Origin of the sequence: Pseudarthrobacter sp. WHRI 8279 (genome assembly GCF_040224115.2) — a bacterium.
Classification (GTDB): Bacteria; Actinomycetota; Actinomycetes; order Actinomycetales; family Micrococcaceae; genus Arthrobacter.
The window spans coordinates 327,807-348,850 of the sequence record NZ_CP168162.1; the positions used below are offsets into that span (position 1 = coordinate 327,807).

The 21,044-nt window shown below is 66.3% G+C and carries 20 protein-coding genes; all 20 read left to right on the top strand.

Features of this window, described 5'->3' with window-relative positions:
• Window positions 1-8 precede the first annotated feature (8 nt).
• The 20 genes from ABRP28_RS01515 (at window position 9) to ABRP28_RS01610 (ending at window position 21,029) form a co-directional block, all read left to right on the top strand.
• Entirely contained in the window at window positions 9-1,208 is a 1,200-nt protein-coding gene (locus tag ABRP28_RS01515; RefSeq protein WP_350004274.1) for an amidohydrolase, read from the top strand.
• 97 nt (window positions 1,209-1,305) lie between these two features.
• Window positions 1,306-1,740: a MarR family transcriptional regulator gene (locus ABRP28_RS01520; protein ID WP_350004273.1), complete on the top strand. Its 435-nt coding sequence runs from the start codon at window positions 1,306-1,308 to the stop codon at window positions 1,738-1,740.
• 45 nt (window positions 1,741-1,785) lie between these two features.
• Window positions 1,786-2,214 (top strand): organic hydroperoxide resistance protein, encoded by a 429-nt coding sequence (locus tag ABRP28_RS01525; RefSeq protein ID WP_350004272.1) that lies wholly within the window; start codon window positions 1,786-1,788, stop codon window positions 2,212-2,214.
• Window positions 2,211-3,227: an NADP-dependent oxidoreductase gene (locus ABRP28_RS01530; RefSeq protein ID WP_350004271.1), complete on the top strand. Its 1,017-nt coding sequence runs from the start codon at window positions 2,211-2,213 to the stop codon at window positions 3,225-3,227. Before ABRP28_RS01525 ends, ABRP28_RS01530 begins: the two co-directional genes overlap by 4 nt.
• Window positions 3,228-3,515: 288 nt before the next feature.
• On the top strand, window positions 3,516-4,586 hold the full coding sequence (locus ABRP28_RS01535) for a BMP family ABC transporter substrate-binding protein (RefSeq protein WP_350004365.1): 1,071 nt from the start codon (window positions 3,516-3,518) through the stop codon (window positions 4,584-4,586).
• Between the two features lie 177 nt (window positions 4,587-4,763).
• On the top strand, window positions 4,764-6,344 hold the full coding sequence (locus ABRP28_RS01540) for an ABC transporter ATP-binding protein (RefSeq protein WP_350004270.1): 1,581 nt from the start codon (window positions 4,764-4,766) through the stop codon (window positions 6,342-6,344).
• Complete coding sequence (locus ABRP28_RS01545) at window positions 6,337-7,713, top strand: ABC transporter permease (protein WP_350004269.1); 1,377 nt, start codon at window positions 6,337-6,339, stop codon at window positions 7,711-7,713. Before ABRP28_RS01540 ends, ABRP28_RS01545 begins: the two co-directional genes overlap by 8 nt.
• Entirely contained in the window at window positions 7,710-9,035 is a 1,326-nt protein-coding gene (locus ABRP28_RS01550; protein WP_350004268.1) for an ABC transporter permease, read from the top strand. The genes ABRP28_RS01545 and ABRP28_RS01550 overlap by 4 nt, the downstream gene beginning before the upstream one ends.
• A 67-nt stretch (window positions 9,036-9,102) precedes the next feature.
• Window positions 9,103-9,501 carry a cytidine deaminase gene (locus tag ABRP28_RS01555; RefSeq protein WP_350004364.1) on the top strand — a complete coding sequence of 133 codons (399 nt, stop codon included), beginning with the start codon at window positions 9,103-9,105 and terminating at the stop codon, window positions 9,499-9,501.
• A complete protein-coding gene (locus tag ABRP28_RS01560; RefSeq protein ID WP_350004267.1) occupies window positions 9,498-10,841 on the top strand; it encodes a thymidine phosphorylase in 1,344 nt (447 codons plus the stop codon). The genes ABRP28_RS01555 and ABRP28_RS01560 overlap by 4 nt, the downstream gene beginning before the upstream one ends.
• 6 nt (window positions 10,842-10,847) lie before the next feature.
• Entirely contained in the window at window positions 10,848-11,477 is a 630-nt protein-coding gene (locus ABRP28_RS01565; RefSeq protein ID WP_350004266.1) for a DedA family protein, read from the top strand.
• 124 nt (window positions 11,478-11,601) lie between these two features.
• A complete protein-coding gene (locus tag ABRP28_RS01570) occupies window positions 11,602-12,330 on the top strand; it encodes a DedA family protein (protein ID WP_350004265.1) in 729 nt (242 codons plus the stop codon).
• A gap of 39 nt (window positions 12,331-12,369) precedes the next feature.
• Complete coding sequence (locus tag ABRP28_RS01575) at window positions 12,370-13,500, top strand: adenosine deaminase (protein WP_350004264.1); 1,131 nt, start codon at window positions 12,370-12,372, stop codon at window positions 13,498-13,500.
• Between the two features lie 85 nt (window positions 13,501-13,585).
• On the top strand, window positions 13,586-14,194 hold the full coding sequence (locus tag ABRP28_RS01580; RefSeq protein WP_350004363.1) for a MazG nucleotide pyrophosphohydrolase domain-containing protein: 609 nt from the start codon (window positions 13,586-13,588) through the stop codon (window positions 14,192-14,194).
• Window positions 14,195-14,327: 133 nt separating this feature from the next.
• Window positions 14,328-15,608, top strand: a complete 1,281-nt coding sequence (eno, locus tag ABRP28_RS01585) for a phosphopyruvate hydratase (RefSeq protein ID WP_350004263.1) — start codon at window positions 14,328-14,330, stop codon at window positions 15,606-15,608.
• 139 nt (window positions 15,609-15,747) lie between these two features.
• Window positions 15,748-16,437 (top strand): septum formation initiator family protein, encoded by a 690-nt coding sequence (locus ABRP28_RS01590; RefSeq protein WP_350004262.1) that lies wholly within the window; start codon window positions 15,748-15,750, stop codon window positions 16,435-16,437.
• Window positions 16,438-16,465: 28 nt separating this feature from the next.
• Window positions 16,466-17,137: a DUF501 domain-containing protein gene (locus tag ABRP28_RS01595; protein ID WP_350004261.1), complete on the top strand. Its 672-nt coding sequence runs from the start codon at window positions 16,466-16,468 to the stop codon at window positions 17,135-17,137.
• Window positions 17,134-18,081 (top strand): Ppx/GppA phosphatase family protein, encoded by a 948-nt coding sequence (locus ABRP28_RS01600; RefSeq protein ID WP_350004260.1) that lies wholly within the window; start codon window positions 17,134-17,136, stop codon window positions 18,079-18,081. The genes ABRP28_RS01595 and ABRP28_RS01600 overlap by 4 nt, the downstream gene beginning before the upstream one ends.
• 3 nt (window positions 18,082-18,084) lie before the next feature.
• Window positions 18,085-19,488 carry a S8 family serine peptidase gene (locus tag ABRP28_RS01605; RefSeq protein ID WP_350004259.1) on the top strand — a complete coding sequence of 468 codons (1,404 nt, stop codon included), beginning with the start codon at window positions 18,085-18,087 and terminating at the stop codon, window positions 19,486-19,488.
• A gap of 59 nt (window positions 19,489-19,547) precedes the next feature.
• Window positions 19,548-21,029: an FAD-dependent oxidoreductase gene (locus ABRP28_RS01610; RefSeq protein ID WP_350004258.1), complete on the top strand. Its 1,482-nt coding sequence runs from the start codon at window positions 19,548-19,550 to the stop codon at window positions 21,027-21,029.
• The last annotated feature ends 15 nt before the right edge of the window (window positions 21,030-21,044 follow it).

The window sequence follows — 21,044 nt, forward strand, 5'->3', positions numbered from 1 at the left end:
GTGAAACAGTGCGCAACTACACTACTGAAGCCGAGCCCACCGACCTGGTGGCTCCCTGGCTCGAGCCCCTCCTGCCGGAACTGATCGACTTCCGGCGGGACCTGCACGCGCATCCGGAACTGTCATTCAAGGAGTTCCGCACCACGGACAAGCTGGCCGAGCGGCTTGAGGCTGCGGGGCTCGCGCCCCGCCGCCTTGAGGGAACCGGCCTCACGGTGGACGTGGGGGAGGGGCCCATCGCCACAGCGCTGCGCGGTGATATCGACGCCCTGCCCATCATTGAGGAAACAGGCCTGCCCTTCGCCTCGAAGAACCACGGCGTCACCCACGCCTGCGGCCACGACGTCCACACCACCACAATGCTGGGCATCGCCCTGGTACTGCACCGGATGCACCAGGAAGAGCCGCTGGGGGCCACGGTCCGCATCATCTTCCAGCCTGCCGAGGAAACCATGCCCGGCGGCGCCCACGCCTGCATCGAGCAGGGCGTGCTGGAGGGAGTTCCGCGGATCCTGGCACTGCACTGCGATCCGCGGATCGAGGTGGGCAAGATCGGTACCCGCATCGGCGCCATCACCTCAGCCTCGGACACCATCCGCATCGAGCTTTCCGGGCGCGGCGGGCACACCTCCCGCCCGCACCTGACCGAAGAGCTGGTGTTCGCGCTGGCACAGATCGCGGTCAACGTGCCCGCCGTCCTGTCACGCCGGGTGGATGTCCGCAGCGGAGTCTCCGTGGTCTGGGGGCAGATCTCCGCAGGATCCGCACCCAACGCCATTCCCGGCACCGGCTACATGGCGGGAACCATGCGCTGCCTGGACCGCGACGCCTGGCACGAGGCCGGCGAGCTCCTGGACGAGGTGGTCCACCAGGTAGCGGCACCCTACGGCGTGGATGTCCGGCTCGAGCACACCAGGGGAGTCCCCCCGGTGGTCAACTCCGAACACGAAACCGCCATCATCGAGGCGGCCGCCCGCGCCGAAATCGGCGAAGATGCCGTGGTCCTCACGCCGCAGTCCATGGGCGGGGAGGACTTCGCCTGGTTCCTCGCCGAACTTCCCGGTGCCATGATGCGGCTGGGCACCAAGACTCCCGGCGGCGAGGAGTACGACCTGCACCGCGGTGATTACATCGTGGACGAGCAGGCCCTCGGCCTGGGTGTCCGGGTCCTGACCGCGGCGGCCCTGCGCACCATCCGCCACCGGTAGGCCCACGCCGCCCGCGGTCGTCGGGCCTTACCCTTCACTTTGCCTAGGGAGCACAAGTAAGTTGTGCACAACTTACTTGTGTACTATCGTTTATTGTATGACCGATGCACCCAGGCTGGACCACCAGGTCTGCTTTGCGCTCTATTCCGCCTCCCGGGCTGCCACCGCGGTTTACCGCCCCGTCCTCGAGGAGCTGGGCCTGACCTATCCGCAGTACCTCGTGATGCTCGTGCTGTGGGAGAACGAGCCCCGCGGCGTGAAGGAGATCGGCGAGGAGCTCGGGCTGGACTCCGGCACCCTGTCCCCGCTGCTGAAGCGGCTGGAGGCCCTGGGGCTCTGTGAGCGGCGCCGGTCCGGCGAGGATGAGCGCCGCGTCGCCATCCACTTGACTCCCGCCGGCCGGGAGCTGAGCGGCAAAGCCGGTGCCATACCGCAGCGGCTCGCGCAGGCCGCGGGGCTGACCGCAGAGGAACTCGACCAGCTGCGCGACACGCTGGGCCGGCTGACGGCCGCCCTGCACGATGCTCATTGACAGCACCGGTCCGAAACTTTCAACCCACCAACAGGACGGATAACCGTGAAACCTCTTTACACTGCCGAGGCCCTCGCTTCGGGCGAAGGACGCGACGGCACTGCACGGACCAACGACGGAAAGCTGGATGTCACCCTGTCCAGCCCTGTCGAACTGGGCGGAAGCGGCCAGGGGACCAACCCTGAGCAGCTGTTTGCCGCCGGCTATGCGGCCTGCTTCCACTCTGCCCTCCGGCTGGTTGGCCGCAAGGAACAGGCCGACCTGACCGACTCCGCCGTGGCCGCGAAAGTGCACCTGGGCCAGCTCGAGGACGCCGGCTTTGGACTTGCCGTTGAGCTGGAGATTGCGCTGCCCGCGCTGGACCTTGCCACCGCCGAGGCGCTGGTGGCCAAGGCGCACCAGATCTGCCCCTACTCCAACGCAACCCGCGGCAATATTTCCGTAGACATCAAGATCCTGGAGTTCGCCGCATGAGCCTTCCTTCCGTTACCCGCGAAATCCAGCTGGCCTCGCGCCCGGTGGGCCGTCCCGTCCCGGAGAATTTCCGGCTGGCCGAGTCTGCGCTGCCCGAACTTGGTGACGGCCAGATCCTGGTCCGGAACCTGTTCATCTCGGTTGATCCCTACATGCGCGGCCGCATGAATGACGTGAAGTCCTATTCCGCTCCGTTCGCCCTGGACAAAGCGCTCGACGGCGGCGCGGTGGGCGAGGTGCTGGCCTCCCGTTCCAGCCGGCACAAGGAGGGCGACGTCGTCGTGCATTCCCTTGGCTGGCGGGAATACGCGGTGGTTGAGGAAGATGCGGCCACCACCGCCGACACTGGGCTGGCGCCGGCGTCCGCGTTCCTGGGAGCCCTGGGCATGACCGGACTCACGGCCTATGCAGGGCTGCTGAAAGTTGCGGCGTTCGCTCCGGGAGATGCGGTGTTCGTCTCCGGTGCGGCCGGAGCCGTGGGCTCGCTGGTGGGCCAGATTGCCAAGGCAATGGGCGCTTCGCGCGTCATCGGCTCGGCGGGCTCGCCCGCAAAGGTGGCCCGGCTGCTGGAGCTCGGCTTTGACGCCGCCTTCGATTACCACGACGGCCCGGTGCGGGAGCAGTTGGAAAACGCTGCCGGCCCCAACGGCATCGATGTCTACTTCGACAACGTGGGCGGGGAGCATCTTGAAGCGGCGCTGTCCGTCCTCAACGTGGGCGGACGGGTAGCCATGTGCGGTGCCATAGCCCAGTACAACTCGACCGAACCTACCCCCGCGCCCCGCAACCTGATGCTCGCGATCGGAAAGCAGCTGACGCTCAAGGGGTTCCTGGTAGGCGGCCAGCGGCAGCACGCCGCGGAGTTCGCCGGGAAGATGGGGGGCTGGCTGGCTGACGGCACTGTCCGGTACGACGAGACGATCGTTGATGGCCTGGAGAACGCTCCCCAGGCGTTCATGGACCTCCTGGACGGTGCCAACACCGGAAAAATGCTGGTCCGGCTCCAGGGCTGACCGGCCCCGTTCATCCAGTAGGGGTGCCGCTTTTCTGCGGCACCCCTACTGGTTGGTAACAACTTGTAAACAATCTTCGGGATACCCCGCCGGCGTGCTACGGGCACGTGGCGCAGGCCACTAAAGTTGGTGCCATCAGTGCGCTCCGGCGCAGTGCTGCGTGCCCTCAGTGAAAACAGAATTTCAGTGCAGAAACGGACACTCATTGAATTCGAGCCGTAGCGCCTCTCTCTTCATCCTGGAGGAAAATTGAAGAACTCACTGCGTGCAAGCTTCAAACGGGGTTCAATGGCCGGCGTGGCTACCCTCGGTGCTTCGGCGCTCCTGTTGACCGCCTGCGGCGCAGCACCCGAAGCCGGGAGCCCCTCAACGGCCGAAGCCAGCGACTACACCGGCTGTATTGTCTCCGACTCCGGCGGGTTCGATGACCAGTCCTTCAACCAGTCCTCCTACGAGGGTCTGAAGAAGGCCGAGACCGACCTGGGTATCAAGGTCAACCAGGTTGAGTCCAAGACCAACAACGACTTCGAGCCGAACCTGCGCGCCATGGTCAGTGCCGGCTGCGATCTCACCGTCACGGTGGGGTTCCTGCTGGGCGACGCCACCAAGGCCCAGGCTGAGGCCAACCCGGACAGCCACTTTGCGATTGTCGACTTCGGCTACGAGACCCCGATAGCCAACGTCAAGCCGATCATCTACGACACCGCCCAGGCCGCGTTCCTCGCCGGGTACCTCGCAGCCGGCACCACCAAGACCGGCACGGTTGCCACCTTCGGCGGCATCAAGCTTCCCACCGTAACGATCTTCATGGACGGCTACGCTGACGGCGTCAAGTACTACAACGAACAGAAGGGCAAGGACGTCAAACTCCTTGGCTGGAACAAGGAAGCCCAGGACGGCAGCTTCACCGGCGACTTCGAGAAGCAGGACGTCGGCAAGCAGCTCACCCAGAACTTCCTGGACCAGGGCGCGGACATCGTGATGCCCGTAGCCGGTCCGGTGGGCAAGGGTGCCGGCTCCGCGCTCAAGGAAGCCAAGGCTGCCGGCAAGGACGTCAAGCTGATCTGGGTTGACTCCGACGGCTACCTCACTGCTCCCGACTACAAGGACATCATGCTGTCCTCCGTCATGAAGACCATGGGCGACGCCGTGGAGAACGTGGTCAAGGAGGACAAAGAAGGCAACTTCGACAACACCCCGTACGTGGGCACGCTGGCCAACGAAGGCGTCCAGCTGGCGCCGTTCCACGACCTCGACTCCCAGGTCCCCGCAGAACTGAAGTCCGAGCTTGAGCAGATCGAGAAGGACATCATCGACGGGAAACTGAAGGTCGAATCGGCGGCAAGCCCGAAGGCCTGATCCCTGCCTGAGCGCCACCCCCGGCCGGTTACCGACTGGCCGGGCGGTGGCGCTTTTTGCTGACTGCCCCGCACCGGACGGCAGCCCGCGTATCCCAGGACTGCACCCACTAGGCTGGTGCTGCAGCCACATATCCCGTCCGGTCGATCACTGGACGCATCGAGATTGGTCAGAGTTTTGAAACTTGAACTCAGAGGGATCACTAAACGCTTCGGCACCCTGCTTGCCAACGACCACATCGACGTGGTGGTTGAGCCCGGACAGATCCACTGTCTCCTGGGTGAAAACGGGGCCGGAAAGTCCACCCTCATGAACGTGCTGTATGGCCTGTATGAACCGTCCGAGGGCGAAATCCTGGTTGACGGCAAGCGTGTTTCCTTCCGCGGGCCCGGTGACGCCATGGAGGCGGGCATCGGCATGGTCCACCAGCACTTCATGCTGGTTCCCGTCTTCACCGTCGCGGAGAACGTGGCGCTCGGGGCCGAGCCCACCAAGGCCGCCGGCTTCCTCAACCTGGACGAGACCCGCCGCCGGATCAAAGAAATCTCGGACCAGTACGGGTTCGACGTTGACCCCGACGCCCTCGTGGAGGACCTGCCCGTGGGCGTCCAGCAGCGCGTTGAAATCATCAAGGCGCTGGTCCGCAACGCCAAGGTCCTCATCCTGGACGAACCCACCGCCGTCCTGACACCCCAGGAAACCGATGAACTGCTGGACATCATGCGGCAGCTCAAGTCCGGCGGGACGTCCATCGTCTTCATTTCGCACAAGCTGCGGGAGGTTAAGGCAGTCTCGGACACCATCACCGTGATCCGGCGCGGCAAGGTGGTAGGGACGGCTGACCCGGCTGCTTCCACCACCGAACTGGCGTCCATGATGGTTGGCCGCGCCGTCAGCCTCACCCTGGACAAGGCCCCGGCACAGCCGAAGGAGAAGACGTTCGAGGTCCGGGACCTGACTGTTATCGCCCCCAATGGCCAGCACGTTGTGGACGGACTCAGCTTTGATATTGCCCGCGGAGAAATCCTTGCGGTAGCCGGCGTGCAGGGCAACGGCCAGACGGAACTGACCGAGGCCATCCTCGGCCTCCAGGACCGCGTCCACGGTTCCATCCTGCTGGACGGTCAGGAACTCCTGGGCCGCAGCGTCAAAGAGGTGCTGAATGCAGGCGTCGGGTTCGTCCCCGAGGACCGCTCCGTGGACGGCCTGATCGGGACCTTTTCGATTGCGGAGAACCTGATCCTGGACCGGTACGACCAACCCCCCTTTGCCAAGGGCATCAGCATGAGCCCTGCCAGGGTGCTCGAGAATGCCAGGACCCGGATCGAAGAGTTCGATGTCCGGACCCCGTCGGGTGCACTTGCCGCTGGAACATTGTCCGGCGGAAACCAGCAGAAGGTGGTGATGGCCCGAGAGCTGTCCCGCCCGCTGCGCCTGTTCATTGCCTCCCAGCCCACCCGCGGCGTGGACGTGGGAAGCATCGAATTCCTGCACAAGCGGATTGTGGCAGAACGGGACCAGGGCACGCCGGTGATGATCATCTCCACCGAACTGGACGAGGTCATGGAACTGGCCGACCGGATTGCCGTGCTCTACAAGGGCAAGCTCGTGGGTGTGGTCCCGGCCGGCACCAGCCGGGATGTCCTGGGCCTCATGATGGCCGGCATCCCGCCAGAGGAACATGCCCAGGCCATCCCCGCCCGAAAGGCCGCGGACACCACGAGCACCTCCGACGCCGAAGGAGGCGACCATGCCTGACCAGCAATCACCCAAACACGCCGGAGGCGAGCCCGCTGACCGGCGGCCGCAGGCCACACCCGCTGCCGAGGAAACCGCAGCGATCGCATCCGTTGATACCGCCGGCGGCGCCATGGAACCGTCGGCAGTCCCCGCGACGGCCCAAAGCGGCCAGCTCCCGGGTGGTCCCGATACCCTGCTCCGGAAGATTTTCACCGGCAGCGGCATGGTTTCGGTCCTGGCGGTGCTGCTGGCCCTCGTCATCGGCGGGCTGCTCATCGCCAGCACGGACAGGCAGGTTGCCACCACGGCCACGTACTTCTTCGCCCGGCCTACCGACTTCCTGGCTGCCGTCTGGAACGCGGCCACACGGTCCTACATTGCCCTGTTCCAAGGGTCGGTCTTCAACCCGCGGGGCAACGGGGTGGCGGCCCAGTTCGCGCCCTTCATGGAAACCCTCACCATCGCCACCCCGCTCATCACGGCCGGCCTGGGCGTGGCACTGGCCTTCCGCGCGGGTCTGTTCAACATCGGTGCGCAGGGCCAGATCATCGTGGCCGGTATCCTCGCCGCCTTGGTGGGGTTCGCGCTCGACCTGCCGATGGGCCTGCACTTGCTCCTGGTCCTGGTGGCCGGCATCATCGGCGGTGCCTTTTGGGGCGGACTCGTGGGCGTCCTCAAGGCCCGCACCGGTGCCCATGAGGTCATCCTGACCATCATGTTCAACTACATCGCGCTGTATTTCCTGCGGTACCTCCTCAACACTCCTGCCTTCCAGCGGCCGGGGGAGTCGAACCCGATCTCGCCCATCCTGGACCCCACCGCCGTGTACCCGCAGATTTTCGGCAGCCAGTACCGGCTCCACCTTGGCTTCCTCCTGGCCATAGCCGCCACCGTCCTGGTGTGGTGGCTCCTGAACCGCTCCACTGTGGGCTTCGAGTTCCGTGCGGTGGGGGCAAACCCCAAGGCAGCGCAGACTGCGGGCATTAACGTGTCCCGCTCCACCATCCTGGTCATGGCCATCGCCGGCGGGCTGGCCGGCATGTCCGGCGTGGCACAGGTTGCGGGTACGGAGAAGGTCCTCACCGACGGTGTTGCGGCCACCTATGGTTTTGACGCCATCACAGTTGCCCTCCTGGGACGTTCGACGCCGTGGGGCACCTTCGCGGCGGGCCTCCTGTTCGGCGCCTTCCGTGCCGGAGCAGTCCAGATGCAGATCCAGACCGGAACCCCCATCGACATCGTCCTGGTGGTCCAGTCCCTCATTGTCCTGTTCATCGCGGCTCCGCCGCTGGTCCGGGCCATCTTCGGCCTCAACCCCAGGCGCCGGAAGCCCGCGCGCCCGGCCAAGTCCCGCGAGGCAGCAACCACCGGAGGTGCAGCAGCATGAGCACGACAGTATCCTCATCCAGGCCCGGCAACCCGCAGCCCGGAAACGCAGGCAAAGATGCTGCCGCCGCCACTGTCTCGGCCAAGCCGGTGGGCTGGAAGACACCCGTGTTCCTGGCCGCCTTCGCGGTCATCGCACTGGTGTTCTTCGGTCTGCTCGCACCCAACCAGACCGCCAGCTTCGGAATCTCCACGGGCAGCGACTTTTTCCAGCTGCCGGCCCTCCAGGTGAACGCCTTCGTTGGCGGCCTGGTGCTGTCCATCCTCCTGCTGGCACTGGCGGCCTACGCCATCTACCTAAAAACCAGGGACAAGCCCGTCCCGGGCTGGCTGACCGTGGCGTTCATCGTCCTGTTCGTGGCCGCGTTCCTCATCTGGGTGGTGGGCGGAGCCCGGACCCCCAGCATCTCGCTGGCCGGGCTCATCGCAGGGTCAGTCACCCTGGCCGTTCCGCTGGTCTTCGGATCATTGTCCGGCGTCCTGTGCGAGCGGGTGGGCGTGGTGAACATCGCCATTGAGGGCCAGCTGCTGGGCGGGGCTTTCACCGCTGCGATCGTCGCCAGCATGACGCAGAACCCCTTCATCGGGCTGCTGGCCGCCGCCGTGGCAGGTGCCGTGGTTTCCATGGTGCTGGCACTGTTCAGCATCAAGTACCTGGTCAACCAGATCATCGTCGGCGTGGTCCTGAACGTGCTGGTCTCCGGCGTGACCGGCTTCCTGTTCAGCACCGTGATGCAGGCCAACAAGGCGCAATTCAACTCACCTCCCGGCCTGGACATCATCGAGATTCCCGTCCTGTCCAGCATCCCGGTGATCGGCCCCATCCTGTTCCGCCAGTCCCTGGTGGGCTACCTGATGTACATCGCGGTCCTGGTGGTCTGGGTGGGCCTCTTCAAAACCCGGTGGGGACTGCGCGTGCGGGCGGTCGGCGAGCACCCGCAGGCGGCGGACACCCTGGGCATCAACGTGAACGCCACCCGGTTTTGGAACGTCACCCTTGGCGGGGCAGTGGCCGGCATTGGCGGGTCCTTCTTCACCCTGGTGGCCATCGACAGCTTCACCAAGGAGATCTCCGGCGGCCGCGGCTTTATTGCCCTGGCGGCCCTGATCTTCGGCCGGTGGAACCCGATCGGGGCTTTCTTCGCCGCGCTGCTGTTCGGATTCGCGGACAACCTGCAGAGCATCGTCACCATTATTGGCACTCCGGTTCCCAGCCAGTTCATGGCCATGCTCCCGTACCTGGTGACGGTCCTGGCGGTGGCAGGGCTGGTGGGTAAATCCAGGGGACCAGCTGCCAGCGGCATTCCGTATGTCAAAGGCTGACGGCGTGGACGGACTTGCAGAAGTGCGCGGCGATACAGGCACTGACGGCGATACGGGCACCGACAAGGTGCAGCCGGTTGACTGGGAGGCTTTGAAGGTTGCCGCGGTCGCGGCCATGGAGCATGCCTACGTTCCCTATTCGAAGTTCCCGGTGGGGGCTGCGGCCCTCACCGGCGACGACCGGCTGGTCAGCGGCTGCAACGTGGAGAACGCCAGTTACGGCCTCACCCTCTGCGCCGAATGCGCGCTGGTGGGCAACCTGCACATGACCGGCGGCGGCCTGCTTCGCGCGTTCTACTGTGTGGACGGGAGCGGAAACGTCCTGATGCCCTGCGGGCGCTGCCGCCAGCTGCTGTACGAGTTCCGCGCCCCGGACATGGAGCTCATGACAACCCAAGGCATCAAAACGATGGACCAGGTGTTGCCTGACGCCTTTGGTCCCCAACACCTGGAGGAAACACCGTGACTGACAAGGTGGCACAGACCCCCGCCGTGGACAACATTGCCGAACCGTTCGACGCCGTCGACATCATCCGCGTGAAGCGGGACAAAGGTGTCCTGAGCCCGGAACAGATCGACTGGACCATTGACGCCTACACCCGCGGTGCCATCGCCGACGAGCAAATGGCGGCCCTGAACATGGCTATCCTGCTCAACGGCATGAACCGCACGGAGATTGCCCGCTGGACGGCGGCGATGATCGCCTCGGGCGAGCGGATGGACTTCTCCAGCCTGCGCCGGCCCGACGGCGGCCTGAAGTACACGTCGGACAAGCACTCAACGGGCGGCGTGGGGGACAAGATCACACTGCCGCTCGCGCCGCTGGTTGCGGTCTTCGGGGTGGCTGTTCCGCAGCTCTCGGGCCGGGGGCTTGGCCACACCGGGGGCACCCTGGACAAACTCGAATCCATCCCGGGGTGGCGTGCTTCCCTGAGTAACGAGGAGATGCTCGCGCAGCTCCAGGACGTGGGCGCGGTGATCTGTGCAGCCGGCGCAGGCCTGGCCCCCGCTGACAGGAAGCTCTACGCGCTGCGTGACGTCACGGGAACGGTGGAGGCCATCCCCCTGATTGCCTCGTCCATCATGAGCAAGAAAATCGCCGAAGGGACAGGCTCCCTGGTCCTGGACGTCAAGGTGGGCAGCGGCGCGTTCATGAAGGACGAAGCCCGGGCGCGCGAGCTTGCCGAGACCATGGTGGCGCTGGGCAAGGACGCGGGCGTGAACACCGTGGCGTTGCTCACCAACATGGATACCCCGCTGGGACTGACGGCGGGCAACGCCATCGAGGTTGAGGAATCCCTGGAGGTGCTGGCAGGCGGCGGACCGGACGACGTCGTGGAGCTGACGGTCCGGCTCGCTGAGGAAATGCTTGCCTGCGCCGGAGTGTCGGACGCCGATCCCGCCGCCGCGCTCAAGGACGGCCGGGCCATGGACGTCTGGAACCGCATGATTGAAGCGCAGGGCGGGGACCCGCGGGCCAAGCTGCCCGTCGCCCGCGAGTCCGAGGTGGTCTACGCCCCGGCGGACGGGGTGCTCGTGGAGCTGGACGCCCTCGCCGTCGGCGTTGCGGCATGGCGCCTCGGTGCGGGGCGCGCCCGCAAGGAGGACGCCGTCCAGGCAGGCGCCGGAGTCCGGATGCATGCCAAACCCGGCGCCACGGTCCGGGCGGGGGAGCCGCTGATGACCCTGCTTACGGACACTCCGGAGCGGTTTGCGCGGGCCAAGGAAGCGCTGGAACATGCAGTGGTCATTGCACCGGAGGGATCGCGGCCGGCACAGCGGTTGATCATCGACCGAATAGCATAGGGATCCATGCAGGCCATCAATGACTTCATCCTTGCCGCCGCAGGACAGCCCTGGGTGCTGTTCGTCGTCCTTGCATGCTGCATCATTGACGGCTTCTTCCCGCCCATTCCCAGCGAATCGGTGGTGGTGGGACTGTCCGCAGTCGCCGCCACCGCCGACGTCCCCAATCCCTGGCTGCTGATGCTGGTGGCCGCCCTGGGTGCTTTTTCGGGTGACAACATCGCGTACCTGATTGGCCGCAGGGTGGGCACCCGGCGCTGGTCCTGGATGCGGGGGCCGCGGATGCAGAGCGCCTTCAGGTGGGCCGGCAGGGAACTGCGCAAGCGGCCTGCGTCGCTGATCCTGGTGGCCCGGTTCGTCCCGATCGGCCGGGTGGCGGTCAACCTCACCGCCGGGGTAACGCACTATCCGCACCTGCGTTTTGTGGGGCTGACCATCCTGTCCGCCACGCTCTGGGCCGGCTACTCGGTGGGAATCGGACTGTTTTTTGGCCAGTGGTTCGAGGACAACCACCTGCTGGGGGCGGTCATCGCCATTGTGTGCGCGGTGGCCCTGGGAATCGTCGTGGACCTTGCCATCAACCGGCTCCGGCGGCAGCCGCCAATGGTGGAGCGCATGAAGGAACCCGAAGCGTAGGCGAAGCGTTGTTCCAGCAGGCAGGGGGCGTAGCGAAGGTGCCCTGCCCATGGGAGACTTAGAGACGATTTCCGCTTGGCCGGTCACTGACGGCTACGCCAATGTGCATAGGAGCAACACCCGCGTGGAGTTTATTAATGAGGCCGTGCTCCATGCAGCGGGTCAGTGGTGGATCTACCCGCTCCTGCTGGTGTTCTTCTTCGTTGACGGCTTCGCCATGGTGGTCCCCAGTGAAACGCTGATCGTGGCCCTGGCGGCCTTTTCCCGGCACAGCGGCGAGCCGAACCTCTGGATCCTGGGCTTCACCGCCCTGGTTGGAGCCATCGCAGGGGACAACATGGCGTTTATGCTCGGAAGGCGCATTGGGCTCAAGCGGTGGAAGTGGATGCGCCGTCCCAAGGTCCAAAAGGCCTTCAGTTGGGCCCGCTACGAGCTGGACAAGCGCGGCGCCGTGCTGATCTTCACCGCCCGCTACATTCCGTGGGGCCGGGTGGCCGTCAACTACGTCGCAGGCAGCACGGGATTCCCGCACCGCCGCTTCTTCCTGCTCGATGCTTTCGCCTGCTTCACGTGGGTGGGCTACTCCATCGGCATCGGCCTGCTGGCCAGCTCTTTCCCGTGGCTGCACCACAATCCGCTCCTCAGCGCCGGTATCGCGGTGGTCTTCGCCATCGTTCTGGGCGTCCTGCTGGACCACGTGCTCCGGCTGTGGCACAAGCACCTCGCCCGGAACGACGCGCAGGAGGTTGACGGGTGGCTCGACGGCGGCCCGTCCGGCGCCCGCAGCCCACGGAAGGGCAGCGCGCAGCACTATGCTTCCGCAGCCGGGGACGGCGAACCGGCAGCAAAGTAGCGGCTGGCTTTGGGCTCCTGCCCACCCTAAGGTGGGAACGTGACTGAGCCCATTGTTGACGCTGCCCCTGCCATCGATTTCGACCTGAAGAACCTGCCCAAGGTCTCCCTCCACGACCACCTGGACGGAGGACTGCGCCCGGCCACCATCATCGAGCTGGCGGAAGCCGTTGGGCACACACTGCCTTCCACCGATCCTGTCGCCCTGGGCGAGTGGTTCCGCGAGTCTGCCAACTCGGGTTCACTGGTCCGGTACCTCGAGACCTTTGACCACACCGTGGCCGTCATGCAGACCCACGAGGGCCTGTTCCGCGTGGCCAAGGAGTTCGTTGAGGACCTCGCTGACGACGGCGTGGTGTACGGCGAGGTGCGGTGGGCCCCTGAGCAGCATCTCCAGAAGGGCCTCTCGCTGGATGAAGCCGTCGAGGCCGTGCAGGAAGGCCTCGAGGCCGGCGTCGAGGCCGTGGGGGAGAGCGGGCGCGAGATCCAGGTGGGACAGCTCATCACCGCCATGCGCCACGCTGACCGCGGCCAGGAGATCGCCGAGCTCGCCGTCCGCCACCGCAACAAAGGTGCCGTCGGTTTCGACATCGCCGGAGCCGAGGACGGTTTCCTACCCTCCCGCTTCCGGGATGCCTTCACGTACCTTGCGCAGCAGAACTTCCCCGCCACCGTCCACGCCGGAGAGGCGGCCGGGCTCGAGAGCATCCAGTCCGCCCTGGTGGACGGCCGCGCCCTCCGGCTGGGCCATGGCGTCCGGATCGCCGAGGACATCATGGTGGAGTTCGAGGACGACGCCGAAGACACCGTTGGCCTGGTCACCCTGGGCGACCTCTCCAGCTGGATCCGGGACCGCGGGATCGCCCTGGAGATCTGCCCCTCCTCCAACCTGCAGACGGGTGCAATTGCCGGTTTCGGCGAGGGCATCGAAAGCCACCCCCTGGACATGCTGTACCAGCTCGGCTTCAACGTCACCATCAACACCGACAACCGGCTGATGAGCGGCGTTACGCTGACGGACGAGTTCGACCTCCTGGTGGAAACCTTCGACTACGACCTCGACGACCTGCTGGAACTGACCCTCAACGCAGCCGAGGCATCCTTCCTGCCCCTGGAAGAGAAGGAAGCCCTGGTGGAGTACATCAACGACTCCTACGCCAACCTTGGCTAACCAGCCGGACGCCCGCGGTTTCCCGGCGGGGGAGGTGGAGAAGCTTCAATACGTCATCGCTTCCCTGCGGGAGCACTGCCCCTGGATGGGGGCGCTCACCCACGCATCCCTGGTGGAGTACCTCCTCGAAGAGGCCTTTGAAGTGGCCGAAACGGTCGAGGCTGCCGTTCCCGGGGAAGGCCGGGGCGCGGGCGGGGCAGCAAATCCGCAGGGAATAGACGACGCCGAGCTGCTGGGTGAGCTGGGCGACGTCCTGCTGCAGGTGGTGCTGCACGCCCGGCTGGCCGAGGAACGCGGCGCCTTCACGTTCGACGACGTCGCACGCGGTCTGAGTGCCAAAATGGTCCGCCGGAACCCCCACGTCTTCCGCCCGGACGGTTCCCTGCAGGACACGTTCCCCGCAACCGTGGAGGAAATCGTGCAGAAGTGGGACGCCGTGAAGCGCACCGAGCGGCCGGAACGGCAGGATCCCTTCGCGGGGATTCCCCAGGCGCTTCCGGCGCTTGCCCGGGCACAGAAATCCATCGACCGGGCCGCGCGGGCCGGGGCCGCCCTGCCGCCTGCCGTTCCCATCCCCGGAACGGAAGAAGAGCTCGGGGAGCTGCTGCTCGCCGTCGTACGTTCCGCCCGGACCAGCGGATTAGATGCCGAGCGTGCCCTGCGCGGCGCCGTCCGGCGCTACCAGCAGGGCTAGCCGCACCATCATGACGTCCGGGCACTGGATAGTTTTCCGTAACCGGGACCACTCTCGACTACGCTGGTCTGTGACGAGTACGTCGAATCTTTCTGTTAGATCCCCCCGTTAATCGCCCATAAGGAGCAAATTCATGGCGCTTATCGATGCCATCCACGCCCGCGAGATCCTCGATTCCCGTGGCAACCCGACCGTAGAAGTTGAGGTCCTGCTCTCCGACGGCCAGATTGGCCGCGCAGCAGTTCCCTCCGGTGCTTCCACCGGTGAGCACGAAGCCGTTGAGCTGCGCGACGGCGACAAGGGCCGTTACCTCGGCAAGGGTGTCCAGAAGGCCGTTGACGCGATCATCGACCAGATCGCTCCGGCCCTGACCGGCTTCGACGCCACCGACCAGCGCAGCATCGACCAGGCCATGCTGGACCTGGACGGTACCCCGAACAAGGGCAAGCTGGGCGCCAACGCCATCCTGGGCGTGTCCCTGGCCGTTGCCAACGCAGCCGCCGCCTCCGCGGACCTGCCGCTGTACAAGTACCTCGGCGGCCCCAACGCCCACGTCCTGCCCGTCCCGCTGATGAACATCCTCAACGGTGGCAGCCACGCCGATTCCGACGTCGACATCCAGGAATTCATGGTTGTTCCGCTGGGTGCCGAGACCTTCTCCGAAGGCCTGCGCTGGGGTGTTGAGGTCTACCACGCCCTCAAGTCCGTCCTCAAGGAAAAGGGCCTCGCCACGGGCCTGGGAGACGAAGGCGGCTTCGCGCCGAACCTGCCGTCCAACCGTGCCGCACTGGACCTGATCCAGGAAGCCATCAAGAACGCCGGCTACACCCCGGGCAAGGACATTGCGCTGGCCCTGGACGTCGCCTCCTCCGAGTTCTTCACCGACGGCGCCTACCAGTTCGAAGGCAAGTCGCTGACCTCGGCCGAGATGAGCGCCTACTACGCCGAGCTCGTGGCCGACTACCCGCTGGTGTCCATCGAGGACCCGCTGGACGAGAACGACTGGGACGGCTGGAAGACCCTCACCGATTCCATCGGGGACAAGGTCCAGCTGGTGGGTGATGACCTGTTCGTCACCAACCCCGCCATCCTGCAGCGCGGCATCGACACCAAGACCGCCAACTCGCTGCTGGTCAAGGTCAACCAGATCGGTTCGCTGACCGAGACCCTGGACGCCGTCAGCCTGGCCCAGCGTGCCGGCTACACCACCATCACCTCGCACCGCTCCGGCGAAACCGAGGACACCACCATCGCCGATATCGCGGTGGCCACCAACGCCGGCCAGATCAAGACCGGTGCCCCGGCCCGCTCCGAGCGCGTCGCGAAGTACAACCAGCTGCTGCGCATCGAAGAGGAACTCGACGACGCCGCACGCTACGCCGGCCGCGCTGCCTTCCCGCGTTTCAAGGGCTAGTAGCCGCGTAAAACAATCAACGGTGGCTATGGTTGAAAGACCATAGCCACCGTTGCTGTTTCAGCAGCACGTGTTTCAGCAGTACGTGTTCCAGCCCAGATAGTGGCGGCCCAGGCAGGCTGCGTGTTTCAGGAGTGTCATGGCTACCCGCCGTCCCAAAGTCCCCAAGGTTGCCCCGGCCCGTTCCGCAAAGGACGCTTCCGGCGACGCGGAGGTCATCCGCGCAGGCTTCGGCCCGGGCAAGGACACCACGTCCGCCAAGGCGCCCTCGGAATCCGCCGGTGCACCGTCAGCCGCATCACCAAAGGGACGCCGGGAACCGCAAGGCCGCAAGGATGGCGGGCAGGTCAGCCGCCGCAAGGGGAGCAGCGCCACCTCGGGCACGGCACAACGTGCCGGCACCGGGGCCGCAGGCGACGAAGCAGCAGAAGACCAGCAGCCCGTACCGGCGAAGGCGTTCTCCGGACGGATGCTCGCACTGGCCGTGGTGATGGTGGCCATCACCATCATGCTGGCGCCCACGGTCAAGATCTTCTTCGACAAGAAGGCTGAGATCGATGCGCTGAACGCCGACATCGCAGCCCGCCAGGCCGAGGGTGACGCCCTCCGGCAGCAGGTCTCGCGCTGGCAGGACCCCAACTACGTGAAACAGCAGGCACGCGACCGCATTAACATGGTTATGCCGGGAGAAACCGGCTACTGGGTTTTCGGCAGCGACCTGCCGGCCGGAGAAACCAGCAGCCAGCCCGGCGCAGCAGCACAAGACCCCGCCGATCTGCCGTGGGTGGATTCCCTGTGGGAGTCCATCACGCGCGCGGCTACAGACTGAACCGCAACAGGAAGGACGGCCCGCCACAGTGGAACACAACACGGCAGCCGCCCGGGATGAATCCCGCCAGCCATCAGCACACGACCTTGAAGTACTGAGCCGCCAGCTGGGACGGCCGGTCCGTGACGTGGTGGAGATTCCTGCGCGCTGCATTTGCGGCAATCCGCTGGTGGCCGCCACCGCTCCCCGCCTCAGCAACGGAACACCGTTCCCCACCACTTTCTACCTGACGCATCCGGTCATCACCTCGGCGGTCTCAAGGCTTGAGGCAGCGGGCGTCATGAACGAGATGAATGACCAGCTGGCCGCCGACGAGGATTTGTCTGCCGCCTACCGCTCGGCCCATGACGCCTACCTGGCAGCGCGCAACGCCATCGGCGAACGCTCGGGGATCGGGGCCGTCCCTGAAATCGACGGTATCTCCGCAGGGGGCATGCCCACCCGCGTCAAATGCCTGCATGTCCTGGTAGGCCATTCACTGGCCGCCGGGCCTGGCGTCAACCCGCTCGGGGACGAAAGCCTGGACCGCATCAAGGAATGGTGGACCGCTGACAGGTGCTACTGCGAGGGAGCCTGGGACACCTCCGGCGAAGCCCCCTCGCGTGACCTCAGCCGCCATGGACCCCAGGGCCTGCCGGACATCGTGGGCCGGCCCGCCCCCGTCCGGAAATCCGCCGCCACCACGGAGGCTCCGGAATGACGAGGGTTGCAGCCATCGACTGCGGCACCAACTCCATCCGCCTCCTGATCGCGGACATCGAGCGCAGCAATGGAACCACCGCACTTACCGACGTGGTGCGTGAGATGCGCGTGGTCCGGCTGGGCCAGGGTGTGGACGCCACGGGGGAACTCGCGCCCGAGGCCCTGGAACGCACCTTCGCCGCCACCGCTGACTACGCGCGGCTGATCCGGGACCACGGGGCAACGAAGGTCCGCTTCGTGGCAACCTCGGCCAGCCGCGATGCACGGAACCGGCAGGTCTTCGTGGACGGAATCCGGAACCTGCTCGGCGTGGAACCGGAAGTGATCTCCGGCGACGAGGAAGCAGCCCTGTCCTTCGCCGGAGCAAGCAGCGTCCTGCCCATCCTTGACGGCCAGGAAGTGCTGGTGGTGGACCTGGGCGGCGGCAGCACCGAGTTCGTGCTGGGTACCGCCAGCGGGGTCACAGCCGCAAAGTCCGTGGACATCGGCTGCGTCCGCCTTACCGAACGGCACCTCCGGGACGATCCCCCCACTGCCCGGCAGATAGCAGCCGCGGAAGCCGACGTCGACGCCGCCATCACCCGCGCCCGCCAGGACGTTCCGCTGGAACGTGCCACCGCCGTCGTCGGTGTTGCCGGCTCCATCACCACCATCACCGCGCATGCGCTCGGACTGGCCGAGTACTCGCCTGGCGCGATCCACGGCGCCGAACTGCCGCTGGACACCGTGCGGGCCGCCTCCACGGGCCTGCTGGAAATGCCCCGTTCCCAGCGTGCCGCCCTGCCTTACATGCACCCCGGCCGGGTGGACGTGATCGGAGCCGGCGGGCTCGTGTGGCGGCGCGTCCTGGAACAGTTGGGTGAGCTTACCGGCGGCCGCATCACCACGGCCACCGCCAGCGAGCACGACATCCTCGACGGCATCGCCCTAAGCATCGGCTGAGCGATGCACCTCTCCATTTCACGGACTGCCCGCCTGCCGCGCGCTGCAGCCGCAGTACTGCTGGTCCTGGTCCTTGCGGCCTCCTGCCTTGGCTTCGGCCTCTACTCCGCCCCCGCGGCGCAGGCGGATGAGTGGCGGGACAAGCAGTACTGGCTCGCCGAGTCCGGCATCACCAAGGCCTGGGAGGTTTCCAAGGGCGCGGGCGTCAAAGTGGCCATCATTGACAGCGGTGTGGACGCAGAGCATCCGGACCTGAAAGGCGCAGTGGCCGGGGGCTATGACGCGTCCGGTTCGGGCCGGCCGGACGGACAACAGGGCGTCGGCGTGAAACCGGAACACGGCACCCTGGTGGCCACCATGCTGGCGGGGCGCGGCCACCAGCCGGCCACTCCCAGTCCCAGTCCCACCGCCAGCGCCAGTCCGGCACCCGCCCCCTCCGGCGCTGCGCCCGATGGCATCGTCGGGGTTGCCCCGGAAGCCCAGATCCTCTCCGTTTCCACCTGGCTGGGTTCGGCCAATCCCTCGGGCAAGAGCGACCAGGACCAGATCCCCGAAGCCGTCCGCTGGGCAGTGGACAACGGCGCAAAGGTCATCAACATTTCCCTGGGCAGCACCACTCCCCAGTGGCCGCAGAGCTGGGACGCCGCGTTCCTGTACGCAGAGCAGAAAGACGTGGTCATCGTTGCCGCTGCAGGGAACCGGGTGGGCGGCAATATACAGGTGGGTGCTCCGGCCACCATCCCCGGCGTCCTCACCGTTGCCGGGCTGGACCGGAAGGGCGCAGCGAGCATTGATGCGTCCTCGCAGGGCATCAGCATCGGGGTGGCCGCGCCGGCAGAGAACCTGCTCGGCGGCCTTCCGGGCGGGGGCTATGCAGAATGGGCCGGAACCTCCGGCAGCGCTCCGATTGTTGCCGGCGTAGCTGCGCTGATCCGCTCCAAGTGGCCGTCCATGAGCGCAGAGCAGGTCATCAACCGCATTGTCTCAACTGCCAGGGATGCCGGTGCGCCCGGCAAGGATCCGCTCTACGGCTTTGGCGTGCTGAACGCGGAGGCGGCACTGAAGGACAGCGTCCCGGAGGCTGCAGGCAACCCGCTGGGCTCCATTGCGGAATGGATCCGGGTCCACCGCAGGGGAAACCTGGCTACCCCCGCTCCGCTCCCCACCACGGACGTACCCAGCGCCGCTCCAACGCTGCCTGAAGCCACGGTGCCGGCAGCGGAGCCGCCCTCGCAGCGTGACAGCGCTATTGGGGCGACCGTCGTCATCGGCTTTGGCGTGCTGTTTGTGGCCATTCTGGGGGCGGCGGCGGTCCAGTTGCGGAGGGCCGCGGGGAACCCGGCGCTGCTCCGGGAGGACGCGGAGACCGGCGCCACCGAGACCGTGGAAACAGGCCCGACAACCTAGGATGCAGCCGGCCCAACCAGTTAGTGAAGATTTTCACAAACTGCTGTATCCTTAAACCCATGGCAACCACCCCAGAGCTCCAGGACCGTCCCAGGGTACTCGTCGTCGGCGGCGGGTACGTCGGCCTGTACGTAGCACTCAAACTGCAGAAGAAGATCGCGAATGCCGGTGGCATCGTCACCCTCGTGGATCCACTGCCCTACATGACCTACCAGCCCTTCCTCCCCGAGGTGGCAGGCGGCAACATCGAGGCACGCCACGCTGTGGTTTCCCACCGCCAGCACCTCAAGCAGACCGAACTGATCCAGGGCCGCGTCACCTCGATCGACCACGCCAACCGGACGGCCGTCGTGGCCCCCGCTGACGGCGGCGCGCACTTCGAGGTTCCCTACTTCGACGTCGTGATGGCCGCTGGCGCCATCACCCGTACGTTCCCCATCAAGGGACTCGCGGACAAGGGCATCGGCCTGAAGACCATCGAGGAAGCCGTTGCGCTGCGCAACAAGGTCCTCGAGCGCATCGAGGTCGCCTCCACCATGACCGATCCTGCCGCCCGTGCACGCGCCCTCACCTTCGTGGTGGTTGGCGGCGGCTTCGCCGGCATCGAGTGCATCACCGAGATGGAAGACCTCGCCCGGGCCGCCGTCCGGAACAACCCGCGCATCAAGCAGGAGGAAGTCCGCTTCGTCCTGGTCGAGGCCATGGGCCGGATCATGCCGGAAGTTACCGCTAAGCAGGCGGAATGGGTTGTGGAGCACCTCCGCAGCCGCGGCATCGAGGTGCTCCTCAATACGTCCCTGGACAACGCCGAGGGCAGCCTCAAGCTCATCAACCTCCCGGACAAGACCCCCGCACAGGAGTTTGAAACGGACACCCTCGTGTGGACCGCCGGCGTGCAGGCCAACCCCATGGTCCGCTCCACCGATTTCCCGCTGGAGCCGCGCGGCCGCGTCCGCGTCCTGCCGGACCTTCGGGTTGCCGGTGACGAAGGCATCATCGACAACGCCTGGGCAGCCGGCGACGTCGCCGCGGTTCCCGACCTGACCGGCAAGGGCCTCCCGGACGGCACCTGCGTCCCCAACGCCCAGCACGCGCTGCGCCAGGCCAAGCGCCTCGCCAAGAACCTGTGGGCTTCCCGCTGGGACAAACCGATGAAGGACTACAGGCACAAGAACCTCGGTGCCGTGGCCGGCTTCGGCCAGTGGAAGGGTGTTGCCAACATCAACCTGGTGGGCAGCATCGGCCTCAAGGGCGCCCTTGCCTGGCTGGCACACCGTGGCTACCACGGCATGGCAATGCCTACCTTCGAGCGCAAGTTCCGCGTGATCCTCAACTGGATCATCAGCTTCTTCACCGGCCGCGACACCACGCAGCTGATGGACCTGGACAACCCGCGCGGCGCGTTCGTCGCAGCAGCCACCCCGGCCCCCAAGCCCGCTGCGGCTCCTGCTCCGGCCCCGGTGGGCGGCGGTTCCGGCTCCTCGGCGACGTCCCCGGCCGCTGCTGAGGCCAAGGAAACGGTCTCCGCGAAGGCCAAGTAAGGGCCCACGGCCCCT